We start from the raw sequence: 12,487 nt of genomic DNA, 5'->3' as shown, positions 1-12,487 counted from the left end.
ATGTGGCGGCCAATGTTACGACCAAAGACGTAAGCTGTCAATCGGGGTGGTGTATCTTGTGCAGGAGTTGGCCATAAAGCAGCAAGATTCGCTGTGGTGGGTTGGAATTGCCTGCCTTTTTCTGGCCAGAATCCGGTAGGTGGAAAGACGCCGGATAGACGTGCGCCCCGCGACTTCCTACACTGCCAGCCCTGTCTCAACCCCTATTTCAACCTCCCGCCCGGGAGCTGCACGAGGAAACTCCATGTTCACAGGTATCGTCCAGGGCACGGCGGAAATTGTGGCGATCGAGGAGGCCGAGGCCTTCCGCACCCATGTCGTGGTTCTTTCCGATGAGCTGCGCCAGGGGCTGGAGCCCGGCGCCTCCGTCTCTCACAACGGCGTCTGCCTGACCGTGACGGCCATCGAGGGCCAGCAGGTCCGATTCGACCTGATGCGCGAGACACTGAAAGTGACCAACCTGGGCGCGCTCGGGGTGGGGGACCGGGTCAACATCGAGCGAGCGGCGCGCTTCGGAGATGAAATCGGTGGGCATGCCATGTCCGGTCACGTCATGGCCATGGCCGAACTGGTGGAGCTGGACGAGGCACCGAACAACCGCCGGCTCTGGTTCGAGGTTCCCCATGCGCTGGGCCGCTTCCTCTTCGCCAAGGGCTACATCGGTGTCGACGGCATCAGCCTGACCATCGGTGAGGTGAGGGCTGCCAACGTCGATAATGGCCCACGGTTCTGCGTCGATCTGATACCTGAGACGCTGGCACGCACCATTCTGGTGGATCGTGTGCCCGGGGATCGAGTCAATATCGAGGTCGATCCCCAGACGCAGGCGATCGTTGAAACCGTGGAGCGCGTGCTGGCCGCCCGCGGGGCTTGATGACAGCGTTGGATTGACCGTTTCGTCAAGTTTCCGTTGGCGAGCATGCTGGTACATGGCCTGGGGTTTGCTTAAAAAGAGACAAGCGAAATGCGAAAGAAGAGAAGAGCGGGGCGTGCCATCCCATTTTGGAGAGGATCGTCTCGCATCGAAGGCCACCTTTGGGTAACATGTGCCGCTTTTCTCGCCCCCCCTGGACCATAACCAGAACAAGTGCGCAGGAATGCCTCCAATGCTGAATAAACTGATCGAAAACCACTTCAAGCTGACCGAGCACAATACCAGCGTGAAGACCGAGGTCATCGCCGGGATTACCACCTTCCTGACCATGGCCTACATCATCTTCGTCAACCCCAGTATTCTCTCCGAAGCGGGCATGGACTATGGCGCCGTCTTCGTGGCGACCTGCCTGGCGGCCGCCGTCGGCTGTCTCATCATGGGGCTTTGGGCCAACTACCCCATTGCCCAAGCGCCCGGCATGGGCCTCAACGCCTTTTTCACCTACGGCGTGGTGCTGGGCATGGGCTACACCTGGGAGGCGGCACTGGGCGCCGTGTTCTTCTCGGGCTTCTGCTTCTTCCTGCTCAGTATCTTCAAGGTCCGTGAATGGATCATCAACTCCATTCCGCTCTCGCTGCGTCTGGGTATTGCCGCGGGCATCGGCCTGTTCCTGGCGATGATTGCACTGAAGAACGCCGGCATCGTGGTCTCCAATCCGGCCACCTACGTCGCTCTTGGCGATCTCTCCGAGCCGGCGGCCATCTATGCACTGCTGGGGTTCTTCGTGATCACCGCCATGGCTTACCTGAAGATCACCGGTGCCGTGATGATCGGTATCCTGGGCATCACCGTGCTGGCTATCGTATTGGGCCATAACGAGTACGGCGGGATGGTCTCCATGCCGCCTTCCATTGCGCCGACCTTCATGGCCATGGACCTGATGGGTGCGCTGGATATCGCCATGCTCAGCGTGATCTTCGCCTTCCTGTTCGTCGATCTCTTCGACACCTCAGGTACCCTGGTGGGCGTAGCGCATCGCGGTGGCCTGCTGGACAAGGATGGCAAGCTGCCTCGGCTGAACCGTGCCATGATGGCCGACAGTGGCGCCTCCATGGCCGGTGCCGCGCTGGGCACCTCGACCACCACGAGCTACATTGAATCCACGGCAGGCATCGCTTCCGGCGGGCGTACCGGCCTTACCGCCGTGGTCGTGGCGGTGCTGTTCCTGATCAGCCTGTTCTTCGCGCCGCTGGCGGGATCGATTCCGGCCTACGCCACGGCCGGGGCACTGCTCTACGTGGCCGTATTGATGGCCGGCAGCCTGGCACATGCCAACTGGGAAGATCCCACCGATGCCGCGCCGGTGTTGATCGCCGCCTTGGCGATGCCGCTGACGTTTTCCATCGCCGAAGGGATTGCCCTGGGCTTCATCAGCTATGCCGCCATCAAGGCGCTGTCGGGGCGCTTCCGGGATCTCAATCCCGCCGTAGTCATCCTGGCAATCCTGTTTGTGCTGAAATTCCTGTTTCTTGACTGATTTCCCTCCTCACCGAGAGCTGCAATGAGTATCTACGGCGACTATATCAAGTCCGTGATCCGCACCGTCCCCGACTGGCCTCAGCCGGGGATCAACTTCCGCGATATCACCCCGCTGCTGCAGAACAGTTCGGCCTTTCGCAAGCTGATCGACAGCTTCGTGCATCGCTACCAGGACATGGAACTCGATGCCATCGCCGCCATCGACGCGCGGGGCTTCATCATCGGGGCGCCGTTGGCCTACGAGCTCGGCTGCAGCTTCGTACCGGTTCGCAAGAAGGGCAAGCTGCCCTTCAAGACCATCAGCGAGACCTATACCCTGGAATATGGCAAGAGCGAAGTGGAACTGCACTCGGATGCATTCCGCCAGGGGGATCGGATCCTGCTCATGGACGATCTGATCGCGACCGGCGGCACCATGCTGGCCGCCGCCAAGCTGATCACCCGTTCCGGCGGGCAGGTGGTCGAGACTGCCACCATCATCGACCTGCCCGAGATCGGCGGGTCGAGCAGGATTCGCGACGCCGGCTTTGGTGTCTTTGCGGTCTGCACCTTCAATGAAGACGAGTGAGGACGACATGGCCAACCGGTATCACCAGCACTTCACCGTCTCCTGGGATCAGCTCCATCGCGACGTGCGCGAGCTCTGCCATCGGCTGGTCGAGCGTGACTTCAAGGGTATTGTTGCCATCACCCGGGGTGGGCTCATTCCGGCGGCACTGATTGCCCGCGAACTCAATGTCAGGCTGATCGATACCGTTTGCATCAGCAGCTACGACCACATGAACCAGGGTGGCCTCGACGTGCTGAAGGGCGTCGATCATGACGGAGAAGGCTGGCTGCTGGTCGACGACCTGGTCGATACCGGCAAGACGGCGCGCAAGGTGCGCGAGATGCTTCCCAAGGCGCATTTCGTCACCGTCTACGCCAAGCCGGAAGGCCGTCCGCTGGTGGATCAATATCTGACCGAAGTGGCGCAGGACTGCTGGATCCAGTTTCCCTGGGACATGGGCATCGCCTATGTGGAACCCCTCGTTGACCAGGTCAAGCGCTAAGCCATGAGCTGCCCGCTACCCGACAGCTGGTGCCGGTGGCTCGGTGACGAGTTCCAGGCGAGCTACATGCAGTCGCTGCGCGATTTCCTGGCCGCCGAGAAAGCGGCCAGGAAGGTCATCTACCCGCATTCGTCGAACTGGTTTCGCGCCTTCGAGCTGACTCCGCTGGACCGGGTAAAGGTGGTGATCCTGGGCCAGGATCCCTATCACGGCCCTGACCAGGCGCACGGGCTCTGCTTCTCGGTCCGCCCCGGCGTGCCGGTGCCGCCTTCGTTGAAGAACATCTACAAGGAGCTGGCCGACGATGTGGGCTTCCGGCCCGTTGCCCATGGCACGCTCGAGTCCTGGGCCAGGCAGGGAGTGCTCCTGCTCAATACCTCGCTGACGGTGGAGCAGGGCAGTGCCGGCTCTCACCGCGGCCGCGGCTGGGAAACCTTTACCGACCGTGCCATCGCCACGGTCAGCGCCCATGCCGAGCCGAGCGTCTTCCTGCTGTGGGGGAGTCACGCCCGCCAGAAGAAGGCGCTGGTCGATACCGGGCGTCACCTGGTGCTGGAGTCGCCGCATCCTTCACCGCTTTCGGCCCATCGGGGGTTCTTCGGCAACCACCACTTTTCCCGGGCCAACGCCTTCCTCGATCAAAACGGGCGTGAACCGATTCACTGGCAGCTACCCGACTCGCCCGAATCCGCGCCTTAACCTCAACGGCGGATGCAGGTAGAATGCCTCCGCCCGCCCACCCGTCGCCTGAGAGGTCTGCCCATGAGCGTTCATGCCATCAATCATCCGCTGGTCCAGCACAAGCTGGGACTGATGCGCGAAGCGGGCATCAGCACCAAGAGCTTTCGCGAGCTTGCCGGTGAGCTGGCCAAGCTGCTCACCTACGAGGCGACCCAGGATCTCGAGCTCGAGACCCAGGAGATCGATGGATGGAGCGGCAAGCCTATTCCGGTGAAGCTGCTCAAGGGCAAGAAGGTCACCATCGTGCCGATCCTGCGTGCCGGGCTCGGCATGCTCGACGGCGTGACCGACCTGATACCCAGCGCACGCATCAGCGTGGTCGGACTCTACCGCGACGAGGAGACGCTCGAGCCGGTGCCGTACTTCGCCAAGTTCGCCGGCGACCTCGACGAGCGCATGGCATTGGTCATCGACCCGATGCTGGCTACCGGCGGCACCATGGTGGCGACCCTCGACATGCTGCGGGATCGTGGCTGCAAGCACATGAAGGTCATCGTGCTGGTGGCGGCACCCGAGGGCATCAAGCGCGTCCAGGATGCCTACCCGGACATCGAGATCTACACCGCAGGCATCGACGATCATCTCGACGAGAATGGCTATATCGTCCCCGGCCTTGGTGATGCTGGGGACAAGATCTTCGGCACCCGTTAGGCACTGCCCGAAAACTGGCTGCGCTCGGTCATACGTCGTTAAAAAACAGCTCAAAGTACTCATTTACACCCCGTAAACTCCGTCTTTTCGCTGATTTTTGCCTTGTCTGACCATCGCTCGCCAACTTTTCAGACAGTGCCTGGTTTTGTCATTAACCTGGCTGCGCTAGCCGAGGTTACTCGGCAAAAACCTGGATACAAGCCGCCCCTGAGATCGCCATCCGGGGGCGTTTTTCTGGCAGGACGCCTTCGACCAATAGCAACGATATACAAGAAGGAATACACCCCATGAACGAACAAGCGGCAGCCGCGCAGACGCCGGTCGACTCCCTGCCCAAGACCCTGCTGACCGGGGCCCAGATGCTCTTCGTGGCCTTCGGCGCACTGGTGCTGGTGCCGCTGTTGACCGGCCTCGATCCCAGCGTGGCGCTGTTCACCGCGGGTGTCGGTACGCTGATCTTCCATGGCGTGACCCGCATGACGGTTCCGGTCTTCCTGGCGTCTTCGTTTGCCTTCATCGCGCCGATCCAGGGCTCTGTCGCCAGCTTCGGCGTCTCGGCAACCCTGGGTGGCCTGATGGCGGCAGGTGTCGTTTACGTGGCGATCTCCCAGGCGGTACGGCTCAAGGGTACCGGCTGGCTGCATCGCCTGCTGCCGCCGGTCGTGGTGGGGCCGGTGATCATGGTGATTGGCCTGGCCCTGGCTCCGGTCGCGGTGAGCATGGCCACCGGCGAGACCAGTGACAATATCGGCTACGGCCCGGCCATCTTCCTATCCATGGCCAGCCTGTTGGTGACCCTGGTGCTTGCGGTGTTCGGACGCGGCCTGCTGCGGCTGATCCCTATCATGGGTGGTATCGTCAGCGGCTACGTGCTGGCGCTGCTGATGGGTGTAGTCGACTTCTCACCGGTGGGTGATGCCGCCTGGCTGGCGATTCCCAGCTTCACCGCACCCAGCTTTCACTGGGCGGCGATCCTGTTCATGATCCCAGTGGCCATTGCGCCGGCCGTCGAACATATCGGCGACATGGTAGCCATCGGTTCGGTAACGAAGAAGAACTACCTGGAGAAGCCGGGGCTGCACCGCACCCTGCTGGGTGATGGTCTGGCCACATCCACGGCGGCACTCTTCGGCGGCCCGCCCAATACCACCTATTCCGAAGTGACCGGGGCGGTGACACTGACCCGGGCCTTCGATCCCAGGATCATGGTGGTCGCCGCCTTCATCGCCATTCTGCTGGCTTTCGTCGCCAAGCTGGGGGCCTTGCTGCAGACCATTCCCGGCCCGGTGATGGGCGGAATCATGACTCTGCTGTTCGGTTCCATTGCCGTGGTGGGCATGAATACCCTGGTGCGCGCCGGGCACTCGCTGACCGCGCCGCGCAACCTGGTGGTGGTATCGCTGATTCTGGTCTTCGGCATCGGCGGCATGCAGTTCGGCGGCGGGCAGTTCACCCTGCAGGGCGTCAGCCTCGCTGCCCTGGTCGGCATTGTGCTGAACTGGGTGCTGCCTGGTGCCGACGAGGACGAGTAAGGTGACTCGCGGTATGGCCAAGCGCAGCCAGTTTTCAGGCCAAGCTTGGTTTTCTGGCAAAGCTTGGTTTTCTGGTAAAGCTCGGATTTCGGCCAAAGCTTAGGCGTGGTGAATCTCCCTGCCGCCCTCTGCAAAGGTAGGCGGGGAGTTGGCGCTGACGATGACGCACTCCACGTCCCCGGTATTACGGAAGCGATGGGGTAGTCGCGAGTCAAAGTAGTAGGCGTCTCCGGCGCCGAGTACCCGGGCTTCTCCGGCAACGGTGATCTCGATCTCACCCGAGATCACCACGCCACCTTCTTCGCCTTCGTGCTCCAGCATGTCCGTACCGGTATCGGCCCCCGGGGGGTAGCGCTCGTGGATGATCGATATGCTGCGATCCGGACGGCGAGCCGCCACGAGCCGCCAGGAGAGATTGCCGTCGCCGATCTCGGTGAGTTCGTCGGCGGAATAGAAGGCGCGGGGCGGGGCGGGTTCGTCACCGGCGAAGAAGGCGCTGATCGATACCGGCAGGGCGTCGAGAATCTTCTTGAGCGAACTCACCGAGGGGCTGACGCTGTTCTGTTCGATGAGTGAGATAGTGCTGTTGGTGACGCCAGCCCGTTTGGCCAGTTCGCGCTGTGAAAGCTTGCGTGCCTTGCGCAGTTCGCGTAGCCGGGTTCCTACATTCAATGATTCCATCATCAATTTCCGTCGGGTCCGTTCGATTTGCTTGACACATCATACCCCTTGACGGTGCCTTGTATAAGCTCTGCGCGTGATACGCTTCATGGTCAAGCCCCTCCAGGGCGCCTCGCCGTGGCACCGTGGGGCCGGCTAGTGCATCATGGGAATCATTCGATAAAAGCGCAGCAGGAGCGATGATGAACCCTAGGCACGACGTGACCGGACTGATCCTGGCCGGTGGACAAGGGCGGCGCATGGGGGGGCGAGACAAGGGCCTGGAACCTTTCGCCGGCCGCTCGCTGGTGGCCCATGTGCGTGAGCGTCTCCAAGGCAGGCTAGCCAGTGTCTGGATCAATGCCAATCGCCATCACGAGATCTACCGCAGCGAGGCCGACCGGGTGATCGGCGACCTTGAGGGCGACTATCAGGGGCCGCTGATGGGGATCTACACCGGGCTGCGTTCCGTCCAGACGCCTTGGCTACTCGTTGTGCCCTGCGATACCCCCGCGCTGCCCATGGATCTCGTCGAGCGCATGGTGGCAGGCATCGGTGAGGGCGATATCGCCGTGGCCCATGACGGTGAGCGGCTGCATCCGGTCGTGGCACTGCTGCGGGTATCGCTGGCCGATGACCTCGAGGCTGCCCTTGCCGGTGGCGAACGCAAGATCGACCGCTGGTATGCGCGCCATGACTGGTATCGCGTCGATTTCAGCGACTGTCCGGATAGCTTCGCCAACCTGAATACCGAGGATGACAAGCAGCGTCTCGAATTGCGCCTGAACCAGGAGGCCCCGACCGGATGAGTGCCGTGATTCACGCCAGTCTACCGCTCGATGCCAGCTTGCCCCTGCTGGGCATTGCGGCCTGGAGCGGTACCGGCAAGACCACGCTGCTGGAGCAGCTCCTGCCGTCGTTGACCCAGCGTGGCCTGCGTGTCGCCGTGATCAAGCATGCCCATCACGGCTTCGAGGTCGACCAGCCGGGAAAGGACAGCTACCGCCTGCGCATGGCTGGGGCATCACCGATGCTGGTCGCTTCCCGGGCGCGCCTGGCGCTGATGATGGAGACGCCGCAGCAGGAAGAGGCCGATCTTGCGACCCTGATCGAAATGATGCGCCCCCAGCATCCCGACCTGGTGCTGGTGGAGGGGTTCAAGGCCTGGCCGCTGCCCAAGCTGGAACTGTATCGCGAGGAGGTCGGCAAATCCCTGAGGGTTGCCGAGGACCCCTGGGTCAAGGCGGTGGCCAGCGCCACACCGCTTGTACTACCGAAGGGGGTCGAAGCACTGCCCCTCGATGACCTGGATTCGCTGGTCGACTGGGTGGCAGCCTGGCCGGCGCGGTGGCCGTCCGAGCGCTCGCCACGGGAGCTTGCGCCATGAGCCTCTCCTGTTTCGACTTCGGTGAGCGCATGTTGACGGTCGACGAGGCAAGAGCCGCCGTTCTCGACCTGGTGCCGCACCCATTGGCGGAAGAGTGGCAGCCTCTCGCGTGCCTGCATGGCCGTGTGCTAGCCGAGTCCCTTGTCTCGCCCATCGATGTGCCGCAGAACACCAACAGTGCCATGGACGGGATTGCCCTGGGCTGGCCGCAAACCGGCACGGCACTGCCTGACAGCTGGATATTGGCAGGAGAGGTTCTGGCCGGGCATCGACATGAGCCAGCGCTGGCTTCCGGTGAGTGCGTGCGTATCACCACGGGTGCGCCACTGCCGCCGGGGGCCGATACGGTCATCATGCGCGAACAGATCGAGTTTCAGCAGGGGCGAGTTCGGATTGCTTACCCCGATGCAGTGCGCAGGGGGCAGAACGTGCGCCTGGCCGGCGAAGACATTGCCCGAGGCGCTGTCGCCCTTGTCGCGGGCACCCGCCTGGGTGCTGCTGAGCTGGGCTTGTTGGCGTCACTGGGTATGGCGCGGGCCCCTGTCCGCCGCCGGCCCAGGGTCGCTGTCTTCTCTACCGGCGACGAGGTGACGGCACCGGGCAAGCCACTGCCTTCAGCAGGAATTTTCGATGCCAATCGGTTTTCGTTGGCGGGGCTGATTGCCGAGCATGGCGGAGAGGTATGCGATCTCGGCATCCTTCCCGATGATCGAGGTGCCATTATCACCGCGCTTGCCGATGCCGCACGTGATGCCGACCTGGTCATCACCAGCGGAGGGGTGTCGGTAGGCGAGGCCGATCAGGTACGAGCGGCACTGGCGGAGGTGGGAGAGCTGGGGTTCTGGAAGATTGCCATTCGTCCCGGCCGCCCGCTGGCCTGTGGGCGACTCGGGGCGCAAGGCACCCCGTTCTTTGGCCTGCCGGGGAATCCGGTGGCGGCCATGGTCACCTTCCTGCAGTTTGTGGCACCGCTGCTCAGGCGGCTGCAGGGCTGCCCCACACTGGAACCCTGCCGGCTGACTGCCCGGACTGAGCACGACATGCCAAGCCGGGCGGGGCGCGTCGATTTCCTGCGCGGCGTCTTTCACTGCGATGCCTGGGGGCAGCTCCATGTACGCAGCACCGGTCACCAGGGTTCCGGTATTCTCTCTTCCATGGTGGCCGCCAACTGTCTGATCGAGATTCCCGCCGACTGCGAGGCCATTTCGCAAGGCGAGGCCGCCACCATACAACCGTTTGCTGATTTCTGCCGAGGCATGCCTTCATGACACTGACCCATCTCAACCAACGCGGCGAAGCCCATATGGTGGATGTCGCCGACAAGCCGGAAAGCCGCCGGGAGGCGTGTGCATCAGGGTACATCCAGATGAAGCCGGAAACACTGGCGCTACTCAGCGAAGGTGGGCTGCCCAAGGGTGACGTGCTTGCAACGGCAAGAATCGCCGGCATCCAGGCCGCCAAGCGTACCCATGAGCTGATTCCACTGTGCCATGCGCTGGCCCTGTCCAAGGTCAGCATCGAGTTCCGTCTCGACGAGGCGGCGTCCCGGGTGGAGGTGAATGCCACCTGCCGGCTCAATGGCCGCACCGGAGTCGAAATGGAGGCCTTGACGGCGGTTTCCGTTGCCTGCCTGACCCTCTATGACATGTGCAAGGCGGTGGACAAGGACATGGAGATAGGCGGTATCCATCTCGACACCAAGACCGGCGGCAAGTCGGGGGATTATCGCCGAGACTTGACGACGCACCGCGACATGACCGCCGCACCGGCACCAATCGTCACCGGTGAAGGTGTGGTGGGTCAGGTTTCCGTGGGCACGCGCTGCGATATCGAGGATCCCTGTCTGCGGGTCAAGTTCCTGGCCGAGCTGCGTGAGCGACTCGGCGTCAGCGAGCTCTCCCTGCCGTTGGATAGCCTCGCCAGCGCTGATGTGGGTGGCTTGAAGGCAGCCCTGGTTGCACGTGACAAGCGCTTCGCGCGCCTCTCCGAAGGACGGGTGCTGTGTGCGGTCAACCAGGTGATGGCGTTGGATAGCACGCCTATCACCAATGAAGATGAAATCGCCTTCTTCCCACCGGTCACGGGGGGCTGATATGGTGCAGGCAGCCAAGGTTGAGGTGCGGCATGAGCCTTTCGACGCGGGGGTAGAGCAGCGGTTATTGTTGGCAGGGCGCTCCGATGTCGGTGCTGTCGTGAGTTTCACCGGTCTGGTTCGCGACTTCAATGAGCGTCCCGAGGTCACGGCGCTGACCCTGGAACACTACCCGGGCATGACGGAAGCGGCGCTGGGCGAGATCGTCGCCGAGGCCGAGATGCGTTGGCCGCTTCAAGGGGTCCGAGTCATTCATCGCGTGGGACGCATGACCCCTGGAGATCCTATCGTACTGGTAGTCGTGGCCAGCGCGCATCGTCGCGAGGCCTTCGAGGCTTGCGACTTCATCATGGATTATCTCAAGACCCGTGCGCCGTTCTGGAAAAAGGAGCACAGTGCTTCGGGTGAATACTGGGTTGCTGAACGCGACTCCGACCACCAGGATGCCAGCCGCTGGGAGGGCGACAATGACAGCAGCCTCTGAGCTGATCGATGATTTCGGTAGACGGGTTCGCTATGTGCGTATATCCGTGACGGATCGCTGCGATTTTCGCTGCGTCTATTGCATGAGCGAAGAGATGACCTTCCTGCCACGGGCCCAGGTACTCACACTGGAAGAACTCGGGATGGTGGCCCGAGCCTTCGTGGAAATGGGCGTTGAAAAGGTTCGCCTGACGGGCGGCGAACCCCTGGTCAGGCGGGATATTGACCGCCTCGTCGAGGAGATCGGGGGCTTGCCCGGGCTAAAGGATTTCGCCATGACCACCAATGGCGCCGGTCTGGTAAAACATGCCCAACGCCTGCGAGATGCAGGGCTCGAGCGCTTGAATATCAGCCTCGATACCCTTGATGCCGACCGCTTTCGTCAGTTGACACGAACCGGAGATCTGGCTCGTGTGCTGGAGGGCATCCGAGCGGCAAGGGAGGCAGGCTTCGAGCGCATCAAGCTCAATGCGGTGGTGCTCAAGGGCCGCAATGATGACGAAGTGGTAGACCTGGTCGACTTCGCTCGTGCCGAAGGACTCGATATCAGCTTTATCGAGGAAATGCCGCTGGGCGACGTCTCCGATCATTCTCGTGCCGAAACCTTCTGTTCCAGCGATGAAGTGCAAACGCTCATCGAAAACCGCTATCCCCTGATTCCGACCACTGAGTCCACGCTGGGGCCGTCGCGTTACTTCCGCATGGGCGACAGCGATTCGAGAGTGGGTTTCATATCACCGCATAGCCACAACTTCTGCGCGAGCTGCAATCGGGTAAGGGTGACCGTCGAGGGGCGCCTGCTGCTCTGCCTGGGCAATGAACATTCCGTTGATCTACGTGCCGTACTGCGTCGTCATCCCGGCGATATCGACGCCTTGAAGTCGGCTATCGTCGAGGCTCTGCCACTCAAGCCCGAGCGTCACCACTTTACTACTGACGGTGATGTGCAGGTTGTGCGCTTCATGAACATGACGGGTGGATAAGCACCCGCTTGCCTCTCCATTTCTGCTGCTTATTTCAAGAAACATGTCGTAACTCTGTTCGTTCATTTCTTGCCAACTGGTCATCACCACATATACTTTTGACGAGTAAGCCTTTCGGCTTGCTCGTCGATTTCTGTATGGAGGAGGCCCATGTCCAGCGAAACCCTGGAGCGCATCGCCCGCAACAAGAACGTGGCTCGTGCCGCCGCTCGACAGCTGAGCATGGAGCAGCTGAACAAGCTCTCCGATGTCATTGGCGAGGTAATCGAGCAGAAAAAAGAAGAAGACAAACTCCGCGAAAAGGAGGAGGCGGACAAGGAGCGGAAGTTGGCTGAGATCCGCGAGGCCATGAGTGATGCCGGTCTTTCTGTGGAAGATCTCGTGGGTGAGCCGCCGCGCCGTCGTCGTGGGCGTCCACCGAAGAAGAACGCAGGGGGCTCATGATGGCTCAGTGACTGCTGCTTATCAGGATTGATGCCTCAGGTGCGGGGGA

General features: G+C 62.0%; 15 protein-coding genes. 14 read left to right on the top strand and 1 reads right to left on the bottom strand.

The features are described from left to right. The first annotated feature begins 244 nt into the window (after positions 1–244). The 7 genes from LOKO_RS10110 to LOKO_RS10080 all read left to right on the top strand — a co-directional run bounded on the left by LOKO_RS10110 (position 245) and on the right by LOKO_RS10080 (position 6,389). Positions 245–874, top strand: coding sequence for a riboflavin synthase (locus LOKO_RS10110; protein WP_066448486.1), 630 nt, complete (start codon positions 245–247; stop codon positions 872–874). A gap of 232 nt (positions 875–1,106) precedes the next feature. Beyond that, a complete protein-coding gene (locus tag LOKO_RS10105) occupies positions 1,107–2,411 on the top strand; it encodes an NCS2 family permease (protein ID WP_066448483.1) in 1,305 nt (434 codons plus the stop codon). A gap of 24 nt (positions 2,412–2,435) precedes the next feature. Beyond that, positions 2,436–2,981: an adenine phosphoribosyltransferase gene (locus LOKO_RS10100; RefSeq protein ID WP_066448480.1), complete on the top strand. Its 546-nt coding sequence runs from the start codon at positions 2,436–2,438 to the stop codon at positions 2,979–2,981. Positions 2,982–2,988: 7 nt separating this feature from the next. Continuing rightward, complete coding sequence (gene gpt, locus LOKO_RS10095) at positions 2,989–3,465, top strand: xanthine phosphoribosyltransferase (RefSeq protein WP_066448477.1); 477 nt, start codon at positions 2,989–2,991, stop codon at positions 3,463–3,465. A gap of 3 nt (positions 3,466–3,468) precedes the next feature. Next, positions 3,469–4,164, top strand: coding sequence for a uracil-DNA glycosylase (gene ung / locus LOKO_RS10090; RefSeq protein WP_066448474.1), 696 nt, complete (start codon positions 3,469–3,471; stop codon positions 4,162–4,164). A gap of 63 nt (positions 4,165–4,227) precedes the next feature. Further along, positions 4,228–4,857 (top strand): uracil phosphoribosyltransferase, encoded by a 630-nt coding sequence (upp, locus tag LOKO_RS10085; RefSeq protein ID WP_066448473.1) that lies wholly within the window; start codon positions 4,228–4,230, stop codon positions 4,855–4,857. Between the two features lie 287 nt (positions 4,858–5,144). Then, entirely contained in the window at positions 5,145–6,389 is a 1,245-nt protein-coding gene (locus tag LOKO_RS10080; RefSeq protein WP_066448470.1) for a uracil-xanthine permease family protein, read from the top strand. A 99-nt stretch (positions 6,390–6,488) separates the two neighbouring features. Here LOKO_RS10080 and LOKO_RS10075 read toward each other — a convergent pair whose 3' ends face one another. Beyond that, positions 6,489–7,073, bottom strand: coding sequence for a cupin domain-containing protein (locus LOKO_RS10075; RefSeq protein ID WP_410505383.1), 585 nt, complete (start codon positions 7,071–7,073; stop codon positions 6,489–6,491). 179 nt (positions 7,074–7,252) lie between these two features. Between LOKO_RS10075 and mobA the strand changes: the two genes are divergently transcribed. The 7 genes from mobA to LOKO_RS10040 all read left to right on the top strand — a co-directional run bounded on the left by mobA (position 7,253) and on the right by LOKO_RS10040 (position 12,438). Continuing rightward, a complete protein-coding gene (gene mobA / locus LOKO_RS10070; protein WP_066448468.1) occupies positions 7,253–7,858 on the top strand; it encodes a molybdenum cofactor guanylyltransferase MobA in 606 nt (201 codons plus the stop codon). Further along, positions 7,855–8,436: a molybdopterin-guanine dinucleotide biosynthesis protein B gene (gene mobB / locus LOKO_RS10065; RefSeq protein ID WP_066448465.1), complete on the top strand. Its 582-nt coding sequence runs from the start codon at positions 7,855–7,857 to the stop codon at positions 8,434–8,436. The genes mobA and mobB overlap by 4 nt, the downstream gene beginning before the upstream one ends. Further along, positions 8,433–9,704: a molybdopterin molybdotransferase MoeA gene (gene moeA / locus LOKO_RS10060; RefSeq protein WP_066448462.1), complete on the top strand. Its 1,272-nt coding sequence runs from the start codon at positions 8,433–8,435 to the stop codon at positions 9,702–9,704. The genes mobB and moeA overlap by 4 nt, the downstream gene beginning before the upstream one ends. After that, positions 9,701–10,528 (top strand): cyclic pyranopterin monophosphate synthase MoaC, encoded by an 828-nt coding sequence (gene moaC / locus LOKO_RS10055; RefSeq protein ID WP_066448457.1) that lies wholly within the window; start codon positions 9,701–9,703, stop codon positions 10,526–10,528. The genes moeA and moaC overlap by 4 nt, the downstream gene beginning before the upstream one ends. A 1-nt stretch (position 10,529) precedes the next feature. Next, positions 10,530–11,012, top strand: a complete 483-nt coding sequence (gene moaE, locus LOKO_RS10050) for a molybdopterin synthase catalytic subunit MoaE (RefSeq protein WP_083517540.1) — start codon at positions 10,530–10,532, stop codon at positions 11,010–11,012. Beyond that, entirely contained in the window at positions 10,996–11,994 is a 999-nt protein-coding gene (gene moaA / locus LOKO_RS10045; protein ID WP_066448455.1) for a GTP 3',8-cyclase MoaA, read from the top strand. The genes moaE and moaA overlap by 17 nt, the downstream gene beginning before the upstream one ends. A gap of 150 nt (positions 11,995–12,144) precedes the next feature. Next, the gene (locus LOKO_RS10040; RefSeq protein WP_066448452.1) at positions 12,145–12,438 is read left to right on the top strand and encodes an H-NS family histone-like protein; all 294 of its coding nucleotides are present in this window, start codon (positions 12,145–12,147) and stop codon (positions 12,436–12,438) included. Positions 12,439–12,487 lie beyond the last annotated feature (49 nt).

The organism is Halomonas chromatireducens, assembly GCF_001545155.1.
GTDB lineage: Bacteria > Pseudomonadota > Gammaproteobacteria > Pseudomonadales > Halomonadaceae > Halomonas > Halomonas chromatireducens.
The sequence above is the reverse complement of the archived record's forward strand: the minus strand, read 5'-3'. Positions and strand labels throughout refer to the sequence as shown.

Bases quoted from the DNA above. Each gene is read 5' to 3' on its own strand.
- LOKO_RS10110 (WP_066448486.1), top strand. From the start codon at position 245: ATGTTCACAGGTATCGTCCAGGGCACGGCGGAAATTGTGGCGATCGAG.
- LOKO_RS10105 (WP_066448483.1), top strand. From the start codon at position 1,107: ATGCTGAATAAACTGATCGAAAACCACTTCAAGCTGACCGAGCACAAT.
- LOKO_RS10100 (WP_066448480.1), top strand. From the start codon at position 2,436: ATGAGTATCTACGGCGACTATATCAAGTCCGTGATCCGCACCGTCCCC.
- gpt (WP_066448477.1), top strand. From the start codon at position 2,989: ATGGCCAACCGGTATCACCAGCACTTCACCGTCTCCTGGGATCAGCTC.
- ung (WP_066448474.1), top strand. From the start codon at position 3,469: ATGAGCTGCCCGCTACCCGACAGCTGGTGCCGGTGGCTCGGTGACGAG.
- upp (WP_066448473.1), top strand. From the start codon at position 4,228: ATGAGCGTTCATGCCATCAATCATCCGCTGGTCCAGCACAAGCTGGGA.
- LOKO_RS10080 (WP_066448470.1), top strand. From the start codon at position 5,145: ATGAACGAACAAGCGGCAGCCGCGCAGACGCCGGTCGACTCCCTGCCC.
- LOKO_RS10075 (WP_410505383.1), bottom strand. From the start codon at position 7,073: ATGATGGAATCATTGAATGTAGGAACCCGGCTACGCGAACTGCGCAAG.
- mobA (WP_066448468.1), top strand. From the start codon at position 7,253: ATGAACCCTAGGCACGACGTGACCGGACTGATCCTGGCCGGTGGACAA.
- mobB (WP_066448465.1), top strand. From the start codon at position 7,855: ATGAGTGCCGTGATTCACGCCAGTCTACCGCTCGATGCCAGCTTGCCC.
- moeA (WP_066448462.1), top strand. From the start codon at position 8,433: ATGAGCCTCTCCTGTTTCGACTTCGGTGAGCGCATGTTGACGGTCGAC.
- moaC (WP_066448457.1), top strand. From the start codon at position 9,701: ATGACACTGACCCATCTCAACCAACGCGGCGAAGCCCATATGGTGGAT.
- moaE (WP_083517540.1), top strand. From the start codon at position 10,530: ATGGTGCAGGCAGCCAAGGTTGAGGTGCGGCATGAGCCTTTCGACGCG.
- moaA (WP_066448455.1), top strand. From the start codon at position 10,996: ATGACAGCAGCCTCTGAGCTGATCGATGATTTCGGTAGACGGGTTCGC.
- LOKO_RS10040 (WP_066448452.1), top strand. From the start codon at position 12,145: ATGTCCAGCGAAACCCTGGAGCGCATCGCCCGCAACAAGAACGTGGCT.